The organism is Neiella litorisoli (genome assembly GCF_014773395.1).
Classification (GTDB): domain Bacteria; phylum Pseudomonadota; class Gammaproteobacteria; order Enterobacterales; family Neiellaceae; genus Neiella; species Neiella litorisoli.
In genome coordinates this window covers 62561-81579 of sequence record NZ_JACXAF010000004.1, presented here as the reverse complement: position 1 = coordinate 81579, position 19019 = coordinate 62561, and the positions used below count along the sequence as shown (strand labels likewise).

The window sequence follows — 19019 nt, the reverse complement described above, 5'->3', positions numbered from 1 at the left end:
TCGTTGTTCTTGTATTTTTATTTATCTGACTTTTATTTAAATAAACTTAATTTGTTGACGACTGGCTCTGATTAATTAGTTGAGAAAAGTCGAAATTATATTGCTGAATATCAGGGTTGTGCTTACGTGAAAATTGTTTGATATCGACTTGTTTCCATGCTGCTTGCTGAAAAAAGGGCATGATGTCGTCAATATTTTGTTTTGTTGCTTTGAAAAACGGGATTTGAACAATATTGTTCTCGGCAATGTCGGCTAATTCATAGCCGTTGGCCATGTCGTACAAAACCACTAATGACCAAGCACCGATAAATTGGTTGCCGCCCAAGCTAAAGGCGATATCTTCATTGGTGATGGCTTGAAAAACGTCCTGATTCCAGCCAAAGCTTGCAATGAGTGGCTTATCATCAGGTTCAAAGTTCATGGCATGTATTTGATCGACCGCACCAAGCGCAATGGCGGTGTTGGCGGCCCAAAATAAATCAATGGATTGGTAACGACTGAACAGTTGTTGCACTTTGCGTTGGGAGTCGACGCGGCCCCAGTTATTGATGAACACCACCTGTAGCAACTCAACCAACTTCTCTTGCTCTGCGGTGCTGCGCATCGCTGATGTTTTCAGCAGGGTGGCGGCAACCCGCTTACTACCGGCAAGGCCCACTAACCGTAGCACCTGCTGTTGATCAGCTTTGAATTGATCGGTTTTTAACTGAATTAAGTCATTCACTAGGCTGCGGCCGCCCGAGTACTCATCACTCACCACTTCCGCCATCCATTGCTGGTATCGCTGCTGTGGATAGCCGATTCGAGCTTTAACCTGTTCAAATAATCCGCTAGTGATATCGATTGACTTGATCTGTTGCTGCTCAAGAACATCAAGGATCTGCTCGGTTGCTAAGCGGCGCTGTGACCAAATTAGCCAGTCGGGTTTGTTGGGCCCAGTCACCTGCTCAATGATGGATTGTTCATAGTCAAAGTCTTTGGTTTTGATCGGCATTATGGTCAGGTTAATGCCGAGCTGTTCAGCCACCGCAGGCATGGGAATGGTGGTGTCATGCCAGTAGCCCGATGTGCCTGGAGGCATATAGAGGACATTAATCGGCTTGGCCCACGCAGGTAGAGCCAGTGCCCATATTGCCAAGCCAATTGCTATCCAATGCGTCATTCTCATGACTAACTCCACCAGCCGTTTTCGGCAAGCCAATAATGGTTAATCATAGGCCCCTGTGACATGTTTGGGACGATAAAGCAGGCGATATTCCGCACTAATCGTTTGGTCTACTTGCGCTTCAATTGATGCAGGTAAGTTAAGACTCGGCATGAACGCTTGGGCGACATACAACATCGGATGAGTTTTGGCGACAAACGCTTTATCAATGGTTCGCCAAATTTGCCGGTGTGGCCACTGCTGCGCGCCAGTTAAATAAGGATAAAAGTAGCCAACAGCGGCCGATAAACTCTGCCCCTGTTCGCCTTTAAAGCGCCATAAATCAACACCTAATTGCTCTGCCATAAAGGCGATTTTTATTAACCCTTCGGCGTTCATCGAGGCATAGTTAATGGACTTGGTGCGGCCTAACTCATGGGGTTGGGCACCATCGCCAGCAATTTGCTCGGCAATACGTTGTTGGCTGATATTGAGGTGTGCCTTGGCCTCCTGTTCTTTGCCTAAATAGGTCATCAGCCCGATCACCTGATAATCGTACCAAGTACCGTGATTATTGGCTTTGCTCGATTCCTGCTGACCTAATTCGCTAGTCAGTAACCAGTTCAAGTACTGGCTGAGCCATTGATCAACTTTGCTGGCAAAGTCGCTATCGATCTTATTATTGGCTTTCAGTAGCTGCATGGCCGAAACGATATGGCTGACTTTGCTCCATTCAATAATGCCAAACGGCCTGCCGTCGTTGATTCCTGGGATGCCCTGAGCAAAGTTCAGGTTTGGGTTCATGCGGGTTTGATCATTAATCAGCCAAGCGTCAAGCAGAACCTTCATGTGATCCGCATATTGGTCTTTAGAGGTGTAGGTGTATGCGAGCCACAATGAGCCCAGCCCTCTGAGAAAAGTCTCTGCTCGCTTTTGATCGGTATAAACCCCACGAGTTTTGGGGTTGAGCTGACCATCTTTGCGGATCCAAGGCAGGCCGTCTTCAGTCTCTGGGTTCGGCCACCAGTAGGGCGCAAGGCTGACGTAGTCGTGCTTATCGCCACTTGGGCCGGCATTGGGTTTATTGACCACACTATCAATGGTTAGCTTGAGTACTTTGTCTGCTTTGGCGGAGACTTGCTCAAGGGCCTTCACATACTGCTCATGGCCTGCGTCAATATCGTCCTGAATAGCCTCAAGTTGTTGTCGATCGTAATAAACCAAATCGGGCACTGTTGCCGCATGTAACGGCGTACTGGTCAGGATGATTACTGACGACACAATGCCTCCACAGAGGCTGGTTAGGTTGAATCGGCGAGGACTAATTTTGACTGCGTTCACTATGGCTCCGGTTAATCGATTCGATTTGCTAAATCAACAGAATGCGCCGCAAGGGCAAGTCCGAGTTGACTCATGCTGGCAATGGTCAGCACATCTGCTAGTTTTGGATGAATGTTGTGGGGGTCGTAGAGGATCGGGCTCATACCAGCGGCTTGGGCTGCTTGAATGCCAACCACACTATCTTCGACAACCGCACACTGCGCGGGGGCGAACCCCATGGTTTGAGCAGCGTGAAGAAACAATGTTGGATCGGGTTTCCAGCTGCCAATTTCATAGGCGCTGAAAATGTTGTTGCCAAAAAATGAAGCCAATTGGGTCAATTCAAGGGCGTGTTTGATTTTTGCGACCGGCCCTGACGATGCCACGCAAATCGGCAGTGACAGTTGCTCAAGCGCTTGCTCAATACCGTCACACGGCTTCAGGTAGCGGTCGAACAACTGAGCAACATGGCGCCGATAGGTGACAATAAACTCCTCGTTTAATGTCACTTCATAGTGGCGCTCGATGTCGCTCAAGATATGGTCAAGTTTAACCCCACGATATTGCGCAACCAGTTGCTCGGCACTGATGGCTACGCCGTAGTCTGAAAGCTCATGGGAGAGCGCCATGTTACACAGCAGTTCGCTGTCGACTAAGGTGCCGTCACAATCGAAAATTACGCACTTAATCATGTTATTCAACCATTGCCGTTTTACATGGCGCCTGCATCACTGGTTACAGTGATGCCAAGATATCCATGACTTTGACGTCGTCACTCTGATAGAACTGCTGGGCGGCCTGATAGCCAGGCGAGCTTTTCAGCAACTTGTCAAAATCACCGGATTCAATCGCTTTGTGCAAAGCGCTCTCAATCACATTAGCTAACTGAACATTGCCTTTTTCCACATAAAAGTAGGAATTAAGCGGAAGTTTGAGTAGCAAATCAGGGTAGACCATCAGATCCAGCTGTTCGCTCTGCGCCCAATTGGAGGCGAGGCTGTAGGCGTTTGATGCCGCAACCGGGAAATAGTCAAAGCGTTCGCCATCGAGCATGTAGCCGTAGTGACCGCGCAAGGTCGATACCAAACCAAAGGAGTGCTGCTCTAAGATCTGCCGGGTTACCGTGTCTTTGCGAACGCCTGCCTGCATTGCTTTGAGTTGTCGCAACTCGTTTACCGCACTGAACTTAGCTAAATCTTGCTTTCTGATGATGATCGCCACCGAGCCAACGATATCTTTATCGAGCGGCACTTTGACTGCATGCAATTGGCTTTCGAGATCTGCCGTTTTCGGTGCCCACATCACGTTCAACTGCTGGGTATTGAGCATGTTGATTTCTTGAATGCGGTTCGATGTTTCTTTTTGCACAACAGTGATCGGCTGGTCGGCATGCTTGGCAATGAGCTTGAGCAGTTCAATTTTGTGCTGGCCAGACGCGCCTTTCGGCTTGGGCACAACAAGCTCCACTGCCGACGCATTGTGCAGATTAAGCGCTAGCAGTGAACACATGGCTAGTTTTAAAAAAGGGCGACGAATAGAGTATTTGTTCATGGACTACCTACCTCAGTGACAAACCAGTCTGTGCGTCCGCTGCTGCTGATGAGTTTTGTTGTAATTGTTCGTTGATGTCATGCATCGGTGTGATGAATAATGACTCTACATGATTGAATGTGCAATTATGTAACTTCATTTGATTGATATTTGTCACAGCATTGCTAATTTTGTGATCGTATCGTTACGACCAACCATTAATGACACTGTTACTTGCTTCCCGGCTTTAACTGGGAAAACGGGGATCTGCGAAGGCAATGTTTCGAAGGCAATGTGATGATGTGTCCACAACCTAATCAAAAATAAATAAACGGGAATTGTTCTATGTTTCGGCCCCTAGCTATTTGCTCATTGGTGCTGTCGATTATGGCCTGCGAACCCAGCGCCAGCGATCCGCAACCGAGTGAGCCCATCAATCACCAAGCTCCTGCCAATCTGTTGGTGGAAGGTACGGCAACGCCGCTTAATGTTCACAGCCAAACGCCACGGTTGTCATGGCATGCTAATGCCAAAACCCAGAGCGCCTACCAAGTTCAAGTTGCCAGCAGTGCCGAGCGACTCGCCAATAGCAATCCCGACCTATGGGACAGCGGCAAGGTGGCGGCTCAACAATCGGTCAACATTGCCTATGCTGGGCAACCACTAAGCGCACAAGATACAGCGTTTTGGCGAGTACGCGTTTGGGCTGAGAACCAACAGCAACCGGGCCCTTGGAGCCAAGTAGGGCAATGGGAAATGGGCTTAATTGAGCAGGCCGATTGGCAGGCACAGTGGCTTCAGGTTGAACAACGTGTCGTTGCCGATAGTTCCGAGGCACGCATGCCTTGGATCCTTTATGCGGCCAATGTTCACCCTGATATCACCGAAGCACTGCCAGCCAGCAAGAAAGAAAAGCAATTGGAAGTGGTTGAGCAACTCAAAAAACAACCGACAGCCAGTTTATTCCGCCATGACTTTGCTATTGATGCTGATAAAACCATTGTCAAAGCGCGCTTGCACAGCACTGCCGCTGGCTATTATGAGGTGTTCATTAATGGCCAAAAGGTCGATGACCGACTGATGGACCCAGGCCAAACTGATTTTGATCAGCGTATTTTGTACAACACTGATGATGTTGCCGCGCTGTTGAATCAGGGCGCCAATACCATTGCGGTTCACTTAGGCAGCGGTTGGTACGATGAAAACATCGCGTTTAGCAAGTGGAAGAACCCCGATGAAAAGGTGGGCCCACAAGCGAAGAAAACCCTCTCTTATGGTCAGCCTAAGTTTATTGCCCAACTTGAGTTGACCTATGCCGATGGTAGCCAAGCGGTGGTGGCAAGTAATGAACAGTGGCGCAGCCATCCATCTCCGGTGTTAAAAGACGGGCTGTTCTCGGGTGAGCTGTTTGATGCCAATGAAGTTGTTGCTAATTGGAATCAACAACTTTCTGCCAACGAACTAGCAAATTGGCAGCCAGTACAAGCACTTGAACAATGGCCGACGGGGCGTTTAGAGCCTCAGCGTCTGCCGCCGATCCGTGCCATTAAGAAAATGACGCCAGTCAAGATTTATCAGCCTCGCGAGGGCGTTTGGACTTTTGATTTTGGCCAAAACTTTACTGGTGTACCGACCATTGATTTAGCCAAATTAGGACTTGCTGCGGGCCAGACCATTAATCTGCGCTATGCCGAATGGGCTGATGTTGAAGGAAATATCAGCCAGAAAAGTGGCGGCGGAGCACCATTGCTTAAACAAGTAGATAGCTACATTGCCTCTGGCAACGATGGGGCGACTTGGACGCCAGTGTTCACGTGGCATGGTTTCCGTTATGTCGAAATGACTGGCTTAACTGAAGCGCCGACGCTTGATGTGTTGAGCGCTCACTTGGTACGTAGTGATGTCGGAGTGGCGGGGCAATTTTCCAGCTCCAACGAGTTGTTGAATCGCATTCATGACATGGCCCTTTGGAGTTACGAGAGTAACCTGATGGCGGTGCCGATGGATTGTCCAATCCGTGAACGTGCAGGCTGGACTGGTGACGCCCATGCTGCGCTGATCACGGGTAACTACAACTTCAATATGGAAAACCTGTGGCAGAAATATCTCGGTGATTTTGCTACCTCGAGCCACATCGCGCCGGCCGTGGTGCCGGGCAAGCGCTCTCACGGTGGCACTTACGATTGGGCGGTTGCTGAGATCATGATTGCTTGGGAGCATTATCGCCATCATGGTGATCTGCAAATCTTCAGCGATCAGTATGACAGCATGGTGGAGTACATGGACGCCGCTGAATCCAAACTCGACAACGGCTTGTTGCGCATTGGCTATGGCGACTGGTGTGATCCCGTGCTGAAACCCGGTATGGGACGTAAACGTTGCAATCCGCAACATACCAGCCCAACGATCACCAGTTCGGCACTGTTGGCCCATGGCGCTAATCTGATGTCGAAAATTGCCGCATTGCTTGGTAAAGATGCCGATGCGGCGCGCTATCAGTCGTTGTTTGGCGCTATTAGTGAGCAATTCCACAACGAGTTTTATAACCCTGAAACTGGCCATTATGGCAGTCAAACTGCTGATGCCATGGCGTTGCGCTTTGGCATTGCGCCTATAACGTTGCGGCAGTCAATTGCTGATGCGCTGAATAAAGATGTTGTTGAAACATGGCAAGGCCATGGCTCTATCGGTGCCCTTGGCCAGACCTATGTCTATCGCGCGCTCAGCGATTATGGTTATGGCGATACCGCATATAACATCTTCACTGCAGAAGGCTATCCGGGCTATGCGTGGCAGTTTGATAAATTACAGGCAACCACGTTGTGGGAGCGTAAAGGTGTGTATGTGCCAGACGCCGATCCGATGCGCAAGAACGCGCCGGGCCGTTCCTTGAATCACCCGTTCCACAGTGGGTATGACGGTTGGTTCTATGAAGGCTTGGGTGGCATTCGACCGCTTGGTGATAACCCAGGCTTTCAGCATTTTGCTCTGCAACCTGTGTTTCCAGCTGACTTAGACCACGTCAATGTTAGCTATCAGACCGGTTATGGCACCATTGTCAGTCGTTGGCAGCGCCAAGGCGATGTCATCCATTGGCAATTCGAAGTTCCGAATAACTCAACCGCTAAGGTGACGTTACCGGGGCAGGCCAGTGCCATTTACCAGCCAGGCCAATACCAACTGACCGTCGCGACGACCGCGTTGTAATCAATTCATTTCGGATTCAGTTAGCAGGCGCCTTGATGGCGCCTGTTTTGTTAGTTTGTGCTGCTAGGCTCGTTTTTACGGCCAAATCTGAGTACCCTTGGAGCATCGGATTTCCGCACCAGCTCAAGGACCATTAGTGCTCACCCTGTACCCCTCCAATCGTCTTGAAATACTCTCTCAGCTGTTACAAGCGGTACTCAAATATCGGCGCAGCGATGTCTTGGCTGCTGATGTCATTCTGGTTGAAAGTCAGGGCATGCAGCATTGGCTCAATATGGAGTTGGCCAAGCAGCAAGGAGTGGCGATGAACTTGGAGTTTCCGATGCCGTCGCGGTTTATTTGGGACACCGCTCGGATCTTGCTGGGGGACTCCGTGCCACGGCAATCACCATTTCGTCGAGAAGTCATGGTCTGGAAGCTGGATCAGTTACTGGCGGCAGAGGCAACCATCGCAGCGCCGGAATGTGCGCCGTTGCAGAGTTATTGGCTAGAAGGCAACAGCGCTCAGGGCCATCTCAAGCGTTATCAGTTGGCGGCTAAAATTGCTGACTTGTTTGAGCAGTACTTAATCTACCGCAGCGACTGGCTTGAGCAATGGCAACAGGGTGCGCAAGGCGAGAGTGCCGATGAGCAATGGCAGGCCTATTTGTGGCGCGCCTTGTTGGCTGATAGCCCAGAGCATCCTGCATCATTACAGCAACGGGCAATCGCTGAGATTGAAAATAATTTTGAGCGCTATGCAGCCCGATTACCAAAACAAATCAGCTTGTTTGCCATTAACGCCATGGCACCGCAGTCGTTAGCTTTTTTCCAAGCGCTAGCGCAACACATTGATGTTCACCTGTTTCACCTTAATCCATGTGTCGATTTTTGGGGCGAACTGCAATCAGACAAAGCGCAGGCGAAAGCGCTCCGCCAGCAGCAATATCAGCAATGGCTCAGTGATGGCCAGAGCAACCCGCTACTGGCCAATTTAGGTCAGCAGGGCAAGGACTTGTTTAATGGCTTGCAACAGCTCGGCGTACAAGAAATTGCCGCGTTTAATGAAGCCGATACAGTTGCTAGCGATCACACCAGTGGCCAGCCGCATCATTCGTTATTGGCGTCGATACAGCGCGATATTCTCAATTTAACCGACGCCAGATCGCAGCCGGCAACTGAGCCTGTGATTGACGATTCCATCGTCTTTCATTCGTGCCATAGTGCCCTTCGCGAGATTCAGGCGCTGCATGATCAGCTGCTCCATTTGTTTAACGCGGATCCGGCATTGCAACCCAGTGATGTATTGGTGATGTGCCCGCGCATTGAAGATTATGCGCCGTATGTCGATGCAGTATTTCGCAAACCTTGGGAACATCAAGAACCGGGGCAAGTCCCGCGTTTACCTTGCTCGATTGCCGATCGGACCTTGTTGGATTCAGAGCCGGTGATCAACGCGTTGCTGAACTTGTTGCAATTGCCCGATAGCCGCTTTGAAGTCAGCCAAATTATTGAGTATCTGCGGGTGCCATCGCTGCAGCGGCGCTTTGGTTTGGTTGATAGTGAGCTGGCCACCATTGAGTCGTGGTTAGAGCAAGCCTGTATCCATTGGGGCATTGATCAGCAGCATCAGCAGCAGATTGCCGGCGCCAGTTACGACTTGGGCACCTATAGTTGGCAGTGGGGTCTGACTCGATTATTGCAAGGCTTTGCTTCCGGCCAGCAGACGATTGTTGATGGTATTCAGTGGCTGCCGGTGGTGGATGGTCAGCAAGGCGTGCTTCTGGGCCGATTGATGCAAATCTTAGAACAATTGCAATGGCTTAGTGCGGCCTTACAAACACCGCGAAGTGCTGAGCAATGGCGCCAATTTATTGAGCAAAGTCTGAGCCAGCTGTTTGACGATCATGATGATGATCAGTATGTCATTGAACACATTCATCAGGTGCTCGGCGAGTTTGTGGTGTCCTGTGAGCAGGCCGATTATGGCTGTGACATTGAACTTAGCGTGATGCGACATTACCTCAGTCATCACTTCTCGCAACCCGATACCGGCAACCACTTTATGACCGGGCAGGTGACCTTCTGCTCAATGGTGCCGATGCGTAGCATACCGTTTAAAGTGATCGCCATTCTTGGCCTTAACGATGGCGTGTTTCCGCGCCAAAGTAACCCGCTGAGTTTCGATTTAATGGCGCGCCATGGCCGGAGGCAGGGCGACCGCTCGCGCCGAGGCGATGACCGTTATTTGTTTCTCGAAGCATTAATTTCCGCGCGCCAGCATTTAATTCTGAGTTATCAGGGTCGCGATTCGAAAGATAACAATGAACGCCAACCGAGCTTGGTTCTGGCCGAGTTGATGGATTATTTAGCTCAGGGCTATGGTTGGTGCTTTAGCGGTCCGCAAAGTCATGTTAAACAGCAGCCGTTACACCCATTTAGTGCGCGGTTGTATCAAGCGCAAGCTAATGATGATAGTAGTTTTGAAGCTGGTTGGATGCGCCTTGCGCAACCTGTACCTGCGCCTCAGCGACAGGTTGCAATTGCAGCGGATGTTGACACTAACCAAGCTGCTATTCCACCGGAAAAAGACCCTGTCAGCGCCAGCGAATTGATTCAGTGTTTAGTCCACCCGTTGCGCCAATTTGGCCGTCAGCGGTTGCAGTTATATCTTGATATCGAGCAACAGCCGTTGACCGATGCCGAACCTTTTGCCAGCGATACCTTGATGCGCTTTGATGCCACCCAGCGTTTGGTTCAGGCCCAGCTCAGCGGTGAGTCGGCTGCCACGGTCAAGCAGGCACTACTCGCCTCAGGGCAATTGCCAAAGACGCCAATGATTGACGCTGAGATCGAGCAGTGGAGCGAGCGAGCCAGTAATCTGGCGGATGCCATCGAGCAGATTGGCGTTGCACCTGCGCAGCAATATGCAGTTAGCCTCGGCGCTTGCGAAATCAGCGCTGATTTGCAGTGGCAAGCCGACCAACAGGGCATTGTTTGTTATCACCCAGGTAGCGATAGCGCCAATCAATTAGTCAAGTTATGGATTCATCATTTAATTGCCACTTTGCAGGCCGAGCGGCCGCTATCCAGCGTTGGGCTTTACCTTGATTCAAAAACTGGCCAGGTCATTTGTCATCAGCTTGCGGCGTCGATTGAAGCCAACTTGGCCGAGCGCTTGTTACAGCAACTGCTCGATACGCGCCAGCAGATCTTGAGCCAACCACTACCGCTGTTTAGTCGTTTGGCTCAGGCTATCTGGCAGGCCGAGCCTTGGCAGTCGCTAACCGATAAGCTGGCCGAAGGCAGTATTGCCAAAGCATGGCGCGATTGTGTCGAATCGAAACCTTTTGCGCCGCTGCCGGGGCTCGACCAAGACCCATATTTTCAGTGGTTTTATCAGCATGAAGATAATTATCCGGTGCCGTCAGATGAGCTACTTGAGCTAATGGCTGCGACTTATCAACCCATGTATCAAGCTTTGTTTGGCGATAAGGAGCAAACCGCATGACCGATCATCTGCAAGTGGCAAAGCCCGATGCCGCATCGGCGCCACTGCTCGCTCAGGACTTGCCTTTATTTGGTCGCCACCTGATTGAAGCCAGCGCCGGTACCGGCAAAACCTATAACATCACCCGCTTGTATTTGCGCCTGTTGTTGGAGCGGGAATTGCCGGTGCAACAAATTCTAGTGATGACCTTTACCCGCGCGGCGACCGAAGAGCTGCGCGGCCGCATCGCCGAAACGTTGCGGGCAACGCTCAGTCAGTGGCAGCAATTAGCAAAACAGGATCCGTTTTTTAGCGCGTTAGCGCAGCGTTGCGATGGCGACAAAGCCCGCTCGCTGCTGCAAGCGGCTTTATTAGAAATGGATGAAGCCGCTATTTACACCATTCACGGTTTTTGTAATCGGGTGTTGTCGCAACAGGCATTTGAAAGTGCCTTGCCGTTTGAAGTGACCATGGAAGCGGATGTCAGCCAGTTGCAACAGCAAGCCGTACAAGATTGGCTTCGCCAAATCAGTCGCCAGCAAAGCGACTATGCGGTGTTAGCACAACATGGCTGGCATCAGCCAGAGCAGTTTATTCAGGCATTTGGCCGTGAACTGGCTGGCGATCATCAACTGATCAATGGCTTCGCTGCGTACTTAAGTGATGATTCGATCGCATTATTAACTGCCGAGTATCAGCAACAGCAAGCGGCCATGCTGACGCTGTTAGCACAACAGCAACAGCAGATTTTATCGGACTTACTTGAGCCGCATGCGCCGCTGGCATCATCGTGGCCCGACTTGCTAGCCGGTATCGCCGGCGAAGCTAAACACTATCCGGTGAAGCTGGCGACGGCATTCGCCACTTTTAATAAATATCGCGCCAAAGCGGCGGCGGTAAAGCCTGTCCTGCAACAACTCAAGCAACTAACCAGCTTGGCAAAAGAGCTCGTGACATCGCAACAGCGGCAGCAGCAAGCGCGCGCTTATCAGCTCGTGATTGATGGCATTCACGACATCCGCCAAGCCATGGCTGCGGCTAAGCAACGGCTGGCATTACTTGACTATGATGATCTGATCCATCGCCTTCACAACAGTCTGGCGTCAGCGCCCGATGGTGCGCTAAGCCAGCAATTGCAACAACAGTATCCGGTGGCCTTGGTCGACGAATTTCAGGACACGGATGCGGCGCAATATCGAATTTTCGATGTATTGTACCCAGCAGCCCGTGATGATGCGCTGCTGTTGATGATTGGCGATCCCAAGCAGGCCATTTACGGTTTTCGTGGCGGCGATATTTTTACCTACCTGCAGGCACGGCAGGCTGCCAACTATCGCTGGCACATGGATACCAACTGGCGCTCGGTCAGTGCCATGGTGACCAGCTACAACCGTTTGTTCTGGGGCGCGGACTTAGCCGAAAGCGCAGCGGATGTGTTTGGTTTTGGCATTCATTACGAGCAGATCGGCTCGACTCCACATGCTGCTGCATGCAAACGACCTTTGCGCGATCCACAACGCGATGCGGCAATGCAATATGTTTGGCTGGCTGAAGATGATGCCCCGGCAGCTGGTGCAGATGGCTTCCACCTAGGATTGGCTGCGTGGTGCGCTAACGAAGCCAAACGCCTGCTGGCGCAAGCTCAATTAGGCGGCGAGGCGATACAACCTCAGGATATCGCGCTGTTGGTGCGGTCAGGCCGAGAGGCAACTTTCGTCCGTCAGGCATTGGCCGATGTTGGGCTAGATGCGGTGTTTGTCAGCAATCGAGAGCGCTTGTTCGATAGCCCCGAGGCGACCGAACTGTGTCATGCCTTGCAGGGCATTTGGCACTGTCACAATAATCGCCAATTAATCCGCGCATTGGCGTCGCCGCTATTGGCCTTTGACGCGCAGGATTTAATCAATTTTCAGCAGGTTGAATTTGAATCTGAGTTCGAGCAAGCACGAACCTTGGTGTTGGAGTTGCGTCAAACGTGGCAGCAAAAAGGCATCATGGCGTTGATGTTGCGGTTATTGCAGGACCACTTTCAGCCCTCGTCGAGCCGCCATGAACGGGCTACCACTAACATGCTCCATTTAGCAGAAATCCTTCAGCAGCGCAGTCGCCAATACAAGCAACCGCAGCAGTTGCTGAATTGGTTGCAACGTCAGCTCACCTTGGACAGTGCAGAGGACGACTACCTGCTGCGGCTCGAAAGCGACAATGCCCTTATTCGTATTGTGACCCAGCACGGCTCCAAGGGGCTGGAATACCCCATTGTATTTGTACCGTTTGCCGCCAAGTACCAAGATCCGGCGAAATTTGGTAGTCGTTACATTGAGGTGTATCGCTATCAAGATCCCGAATCAAACGCTGCAGTTTGCCAACTTGGCCAGTCTGATCTGGCGTTAAAGCAGGTTCGCTTGGAAGGTCATGCCGAAGCCATGCGGCTGCTTTATGTCGCAGTCACCCGCGCCGAGCATCGCTGTTATTTGGGGGTTGCGCCGTTTAAAGACAGCCACAAATCCGCACTCGGACAGGCATTGGCAATGCCCAACAAAGGCGACTGGCCGAGTGAAATCAGCCAGTTAACCGCCGTTGATAGTAATCACAGCGCGATCATTAGCGCCGCAGACTCGCTGGACTTAGCCATGTCCGCACCACAGCCAACGGCGCCACAGCAACTGCAAGCGGCCAGCTTTAAAGGCACCATTGCTGATGATTGGCGATTGACGTCGTTTTCGGCGCTAACTCGCAATGCCCACCAAGTCCGGCTCGACCAAAAAGAACACAGCGATCCGCAAAGCGAATTAGCGCTCGACGCTGGTCATGATGAAGCGCCGAGCGAACTGCGCTTTACCCTAAAAAAAGGTGCCGCGGCCGGTAATTTACTCCACGATATTCTTGAACATGTCGATTTCAGTGATGCCAATTGGCATGCCGCCTTGAACGGTCCAGTGCAACGTTTTGGCCAGCTTGAACCAGAGCAATGTGAGGATCTAATTGATTGGCTAGAGGCAGTGCTAAAGACGCCTCTGCCTGACTTGTATGACTCTCAGCGCAGCTTTTGTTTGGCACAATTACCTTGGTCAGCCACCTTGCGCGAAAGTGAGTTTTACTTCCCGATTGCATCGCTACAAAAACGTCAACTGGCGAAACTATTAGGCCAGCATAGAGCGCAAAAAGAAGCGGTGATCTTACCCGGTGATGAGCAATTATCGGGGATGATGCATGGCTTTATCGATTTGATTTTTGAGTATCAGGGTCGTTACTACGTGGCCGACTATAAAAGCACTCACATGGGCAACCGGCTGGCCGATTACCAATGGCAGGCGCTGAACCTGAATAATCAATCTCATTATTACGATTTGCAGTATCTGCTCTACAGTCTTGCGCTTCACCGTTATTTGCAAGTGCGCTTAGCGGATTACCAGCCAGAGCAACATTTAGGCGGCGTTTACTATTTCTATTTGCGCGGGATGAGCGATCAGCACAACGAGGAGGAGGCAAATTACCCTGGCGTTTACCATCGTCGTTTGGACATTGATTTGTTGCTAGCGCTTGACGATTTATTTGCCGAAGCGGCTGAGGTGGTTCAGTGAGCTATTCCAATTCAATCCGCTGCCAGCAGCAGTTAGCAGGCATTGAGGCGATCGATTATTTCTTGGTGCAGCAATGGCAGCAGCAGTTAGCCGGCGATGTCGATGAGTTAATTTGGCATTTATTGCTTGCTACTTGCTGGTCGCAGCGCCAAGGCCATAACTGCCTTGAGGTGAACTGGTTGGCGCAACAAAGGTTGTGGCAGCACAGCGATCAGCCCGACAGCGGCTATCTGTTTCCGTCGCCGCCAACGTTACACGATGCTTTAGCGAAGTTAGCCAGCCTATTAACGCCGTCAATTCCTGTGGTGATCGCCGAGCAGCGCATTTATCTGCAGCGGTTATGGCTGCACGAACAAGCGATTGCCGAACAGTTAGCCAATCGAATGCAACGCCAAACGGTGTCAGCCGCTGCATGTCAGCGCTTGACGAGTCAGTGGCCGACGTTATTTAGCAACACCAGCAGTGATGAGACGGACTGGCAGCAAGTGGCTGTTGCCAATGCTATAGGGCGTCCGCTGACAGTGATTTGTGGTGGGCCCGGCACCGGCAAAACCTACACAGTGACGCGGTTGCTGGCGGCGTTATTGATTGCCGCGGACGAGCCGCAACGGATCATGATGACAGCGCCAACCGGCAAGGCTGCCCAGCGTCTAAGTGAATCGATTGCCGGAGCTAAATCGCAATTGCTCGAACAAGGCGTGAGCGGTGATCTGCTTGCTGCCATTCCAGAGCAGGCTGCAACCTTGCATCGACTGCTCGGTTACCGTCCGGATCGGATGGCGTTGAACTATCATGCCGAACATCCGCTGCCCTGCGATATTTTATTGGTTGATGAAGTGTCCATGGTCGACACCGCAATGATGGCTAAATTGCTCGATGCGTTGCCAGCAGCCAGCAAACTTATTTTGCTGGGCGATGTCGATCAGTTGCCATCGGTTGACGCTGGCTGTGTGCTGGCCGATATCACGGAGCGCGATTGTGGTTACTCGGCCCAAGCTGCCGAACTGATTGCAACGCTGAGTCAGCAAGTGGTGCCTGTGGCTGCCAATAGCGCGTTTGATTACCAAACCATGCTGCGAAAAAGTCATCGCTTTGCCGGTGCCATCGGCCAGGTAGCGCAATTGGTGATCCAATGTCAGGCCAAAGCCAGCTGGCAATTGTTGAGTCATCATCAAGGGCACAGCGGTCAGCAGACGCTGGCGTTTGACCATGAAGTGCAATTAGTTGCCGATGATCAGTGGCAGATCTGGCTGAGCCGCGCCGTGGTGGCGGAGTACCGTGGGATATTTAAAGCCCAATCACTCAGTGATGGCTTTGCTGCGCTGGCAGCATTCCGCTTGTTGGTGGCAACGCGAGTTGGTGAACGTGGCGTCGAGCCGCTAAACCAGCGGATTGAACAATTGCTGGCGCAACAGTTGAATCAAGCCAATATGCCACCAGAATTGCTAATCAAGCCTAGTCAGATGTATCGCGGTAAGCCAATCATGGTGACTGAGAACGATTATGCCACTGAGCTTTTCAATGGCGATGTCGGTTTAATTTGGCCCGATGAACAGGGGCGTTTGATGGCTTGGTTTGAGGGGCAAGAGCAGGGCCAGCCGACATTTCGTCGGGTCAGCTTATCACGATTGCCACCGGTAGAGCCGGTATACGCCATGACGATTCACAAGACCCAAGGTTCAGAATTTGGTCATGTCGCGGTGTTGCTGCCGCAGCAACGTCATGAGCTATTAAGTCCAGAGTTACTTTACACTGGCATTACCCGTGCCAAACAGCGGCTGACCCTTTGTGCCAGCGAGTCGGTTTGGCATCATGCGCTGAGTCAGCGAATTGTGCGTTTTTCTGGATTAAAACAACGAATTGCTGAGCGACTGAACCTCCAAAAATAAGCCTGCACTGGCTGATTTCTCGACTAGGCTTTATAGCCAAAACGATTTGCCAAGGAAGCGATATGTTACGCCGATTACTCGCCGTTGTTTGTTTACTGCCAGCGATTGCCGTTGCCAGTATCAGTGATTACATTGCCCAGAATCTTAATGACGAATTACCTGCCGAAACCTTGCAACTGCCACGTTTCAGCGAGCACTACAGTCACTTGGTGAGTTTTTACGAATTCAGAGACTATCAGCCAATCTGGTATATCGATGGCCAGCCAACCGAACAAGCCAAAGCGTTATTTGAGGTGTTAAAACAAGCTCACTACAACGGCTTGCGGCCAGCCGATTATTTTGTCGATACCATCGATATGATTGCCTCGGAGCATACCTTTGGCGAGTTATCAAAATCTCGGGCAGAGCTGCTGCTCAGCCTTGGCTTTTTACAATACGCAGCGGATGTCAAGGTTGGCCGAACGTCGCCCACTGCCCACCATCAAGGTTTTCCTGAAGTGGTTGAGGCAGACGACCCGGGCCACTTGCTACAACGGATCTCCGATGGTGCCGATCCAGTTGCTATTCTAGCCGAAGCCGAGCCACCATCGTTGCTGTATCAGCGTCTCAAGCAGGCGATGATTCATATTGTCGATAAGCGCCTTGCCGGTGAGCCGTGGCAAACCATTGCTGAGGGCAAAACCCTGCACCCGGGGGACGCTATTGCGGAGTCTCTATACCAAGCCATTGCTGATCGTGTTGTTGAGCTGGTACCAGCGGCTGAGCCGATGAATTATGCAGGCAGTTACGATCCGGCGTTGGTTGCTAACATCAAACGTTTTCAGTTTCTCAACGGTCTCGGTCAGGATGGCATCATCGGTAAGCGGACCTACCAAGCGCTGAATAAAGACTGGTCGATGCGCGAGCAGCAAATGATCGCCACCATGGAGCGACTGCGCTGGTTGCCCCGAAAAATTGTTGATACCCGCTACATTCTGGTCAACGTGCCATCGTTCACCATGTACGGCATTGAAGCAGACTCGCAAGGCCAGCAACACATGACGTTCAGCTCCGATGTCATTGTTGGCAAAAGCTACCGCCGTTATCGCACGCCGCTGTTTGTTGCCGACATGACCTACATGGTGTTTAACCCTTATTGGAATGTGCCCAACAGTATTTTGCGTCGCGAATACATTCCCCACGTTGATGAGCCGGGCTTTTTTGAGCAGCACAATTTTCAGTTGGTGAAACATTTCTCAAAAACTGCAGAGGTCTTCCCGCCAACCCCTGAGAACATCGCTGCACTCAAGCGCGGCGAATTTTTGTTGCGTCAATCCAACGGCCCCCATAACGCGTTGGGCGAAGCTAAATTCATCTTCCCTAACGCCAACAACGTTTATCTTCACGGCACGCCGGCTAAAAGCCTGTTTGCTAAAGAGCGCCGCGATTTCAGCCATGGCTGTATTCGGGTTGGCGATGTGCCGGGCTTAGCCAATTGGGTGCTTAACCCTGAAGGTTGGGATGAACAAGCCATTAATCAGGAGTTTGATGAGGACGCGGCGAAAGTGGTGCCGCTCAAGACCGCGATTACCGTGGGTATTATTTATCTCACCGCCGTTGTCGATGATGACGATCACCTGATTGTCCATGACGACATTTATGGCCATGACGCCCGTTTACTGAAAGAGCTGGGCATGACTGCAGAACAAATCATGCAACCGGCCGTAGAGCGGGCGTTGTACTAAGGGCCGCTTATTTACTGCGCTGTTGCACTGGAGGCTTGGTGCGACTGACGATGCGGCGCAACGGTTTTGGCAGCGCGGCACCGGCTCGTCGCAGTTTGTCATTGATGGCGGGGTAACGCTGGCGCCAGCGGCGGATTAGCTGGCGTACCGCCTCGTTATTGTGGATCAGCAGCGCCAATCCAGTAATGGCAATCGCCAGACCAATAGGCACTGGCATTGGGATCAACACCAACCCGATCACTAACAGTAACGCACCGGTTACTGACAACATCATGCGCTTCATATTTAGCGGCAGTTACTCACAATGGTTCGACTCTAAAGTGTCTAATTAACCATGAGTTAATGACAGTTCCATGGCATTGCTGCCAACTAATTTGTTGCTGGTATTAGCCGAGTCGAAAGTGTTGGCCGGGATGAGTGAGACGGGTGTAGCTGACCACGCCCAAGGCGGTCCAACTGCGACAAGTTAATTGCAGACAAGCCTGTGGTGGATTGAGCTTTAAATAGTGCAATGTCTGACGGTCGGCCAATACGGCTTCAACCAAATGGTCAGCTTCGGTTAAGGGCAGTATTTTACTCAAGTAGTCATGGGGGGTGATTTGGCTGAAATCCTGTTCAATAAAGCCAGGCACCAGTCTGGCATTGACATAACGCGCCTCAAGTTGAATTGGCAAGTCGTCCTGATAGTGAACGATGGCGGCAAAAAATACCGGGCTGGCAATGGGCAAGCTCAGCGCAATGGAGACTTCCTGATCCGACTCGCGCGACTCTAGCGTAATGAGTTCAGTATGGTGGCGTTGGCCCCGTTGGGTAATTTCATGTTCAATGTTCTGGACCTGCACCAGCGAGCTTTGGCTTTTAAATGGTGCAACAAAACTACCCAAGCCTTTCGTGCGTAGCAGCACTCCCTCATCAGCTAGTTCCTGCAACGCTCGTCTGGCGGTCATCCGGCTGACCTGAAATTGATTAGCCAACTCATTTTCCGATGGCACGCGGTGATGTTCCGGCCACCGCCCCGAGGCGATCTCATTAAATAAAAATTGTTTAATACTGTTATACTTAGCAGCAGGCATTGATGTGGCATTTAGTGCTCAAGGGCAAAGGTATGGGCAATGGTGGCACAGAATGTTAATGACTGCCAGAGCGAGCCAG

The 19019-nt window shown here is 51.4% G+C and carries 11 protein-coding genes; 5 read left to right on the top strand and 6 right to left on the bottom strand.

Annotated features, from left to right (window positions below):
- Positions 1-46: 46 nt before the first annotated feature.
- From IC617_RS04245 to IC617_RS04230, 4 genes are all read right to left on the bottom strand, one after another.
- The gene (locus tag IC617_RS04245) at positions 47-1168 is read right to left on the bottom strand and encodes a substrate-binding domain-containing protein (protein WP_191143743.1); all 1122 of its coding nucleotides are present in this window, start codon (positions 1166-1168) and stop codon (positions 47-49) included.
- Between the two features lie 39 nt (positions 1169-1207).
- Entirely contained in the window at positions 1208-2425 is a 1218-nt protein-coding gene (locus tag IC617_RS04240) for an alginate lyase family protein (RefSeq protein ID WP_191143742.1), read from the bottom strand.
- A gap of 71 nt (positions 2426-2496) precedes the next feature.
- Positions 2497-3156, bottom strand: a complete 660-nt coding sequence (locus IC617_RS04235) for an HAD-IA family hydrolase (RefSeq protein WP_191143741.1) — start codon at positions 3154-3156, stop codon at positions 2497-2499.
- A 43-nt stretch (positions 3157-3199) separates the two neighbouring features.
- On the bottom strand, positions 3200-4015 hold the full coding sequence (locus IC617_RS04230; RefSeq protein ID WP_191143740.1) for a transporter substrate-binding domain-containing protein: 816 nt from the start codon (positions 4013-4015) through the stop codon (positions 3200-3202).
- A gap of 324 nt (positions 4016-4339) precedes the next feature.
- Between IC617_RS04230 and IC617_RS04225 the strand changes: the two genes are divergently transcribed.
- The 5 genes from IC617_RS04225 (at position 4340) to IC617_RS04205 (ending at position 17867) form a co-directional block, all read left to right on the top strand.
- The gene (locus IC617_RS04225; protein WP_224745770.1) at positions 4340-7201 is read left to right on the top strand and encodes a family 78 glycoside hydrolase catalytic domain; all 2862 of its coding nucleotides are present in this window, start codon (positions 4340-4342) and stop codon (positions 7199-7201) included.
- A 136-nt stretch (positions 7202-7337) separates the two neighbouring features.
- Positions 7338-10691 carry an exodeoxyribonuclease V subunit gamma gene (recC, locus tag IC617_RS04220; RefSeq protein ID WP_191143739.1) on the top strand — a complete coding sequence of 1118 codons (3354 nt, stop codon included), beginning with the start codon at positions 7338-7340 and terminating at the stop codon, positions 10689-10691.
- Positions 10688-14254: an exodeoxyribonuclease V subunit beta gene (gene recB / locus IC617_RS04215; RefSeq protein WP_191143738.1), complete on the top strand. Its 3567-nt coding sequence runs from the start codon at positions 10688-10690 to the stop codon at positions 14252-14254. The genes recC and recB overlap by 4 nt, the downstream gene beginning before the upstream one ends.
- Positions 14251-16143 carry an exodeoxyribonuclease V subunit alpha gene (recD, locus tag IC617_RS04210; RefSeq protein ID WP_191143737.1) on the top strand — a complete coding sequence of 631 codons (1893 nt, stop codon included), beginning with the start codon at positions 14251-14253 and terminating at the stop codon, positions 16141-16143. Before recB ends, recD begins: the two co-directional genes overlap by 4 nt.
- 62 nt (positions 16144-16205) lie before the next feature.
- The gene (locus IC617_RS04205) at positions 16206-17867 is read left to right on the top strand and encodes a L,D-transpeptidase family protein (RefSeq protein WP_191143736.1); all 1662 of its coding nucleotides are present in this window, start codon (positions 16206-16208) and stop codon (positions 17865-17867) included.
- A 7-nt stretch (positions 17868-17874) separates the two neighbouring features.
- On the opposite strand, the gene IC617_RS04200 is transcribed toward IC617_RS04205, so the two are convergent.
- Positions 17875-18141, bottom strand: a complete 267-nt coding sequence (locus IC617_RS04200) for a PGPGW domain-containing protein (protein ID WP_191143735.1) — start codon at positions 18139-18141, stop codon at positions 17875-17877.
- Positions 18142-18253: 112 nt separating this feature from the next.
- Entirely contained in the window at positions 18254-18940 is a 687-nt protein-coding gene (gene hutC / locus IC617_RS04195; RefSeq protein WP_191143734.1) for a histidine utilization transcriptional repressor HutC, read from the bottom strand.
- Positions 18941-19019: the final 79 nt, after the last annotated feature.

What these genes read in the sequence shown, in the direction of transcription:
- IC617_RS04245 (WP_191143743.1), bottom strand. Translation starts at nt 1,168, where the DNA reads ATGAGAATGACGCATTGGATAGCAATTGGCTTGGCAATATGGGCACTG.
- IC617_RS04235 (WP_191143741.1), bottom strand. Translation starts at nt 3,156, where the DNA reads ATGATTAAGTGCGTAATTTTCGATTGTGACGGCACCTTAGTCGACAGC.
- IC617_RS04200 (WP_191143735.1), bottom strand. Translation starts at nt 18,141, where the DNA reads ATGATGTTGTCAGTAACCGGTGCGTTACTGTTAGTGATCGGGTTGGTG.
- recB (WP_191143738.1), top strand. Translation starts at nt 10,688, where the DNA reads ATGACCGATCATCTGCAAGTGGCAAAGCCCGATGCCGCATCGGCGCCA.
- IC617_RS04230 (WP_191143740.1), bottom strand. Translation starts at nt 4,015, where the DNA reads ATGAACAAATACTCTATTCGTCGCCCTTTTTTAAAACTAGCCATGTGT.
- hutC (WP_191143734.1), bottom strand. Translation starts at nt 18,940, where the DNA reads ATGCCTGCTGCTAAGTATAACAGTATTAAACAATTTTTATTTAATGAG.
- IC617_RS04225 (WP_224745770.1), top strand. Translation starts at nt 4,340, where the DNA reads ATGTTTCGGCCCCTAGCTATTTGCTCATTGGTGCTGTCGATTATGGCC.
- IC617_RS04205 (WP_191143736.1), top strand. Translation starts at nt 16,206, where the DNA reads ATGTTACGCCGATTACTCGCCGTTGTTTGTTTACTGCCAGCGATTGCC.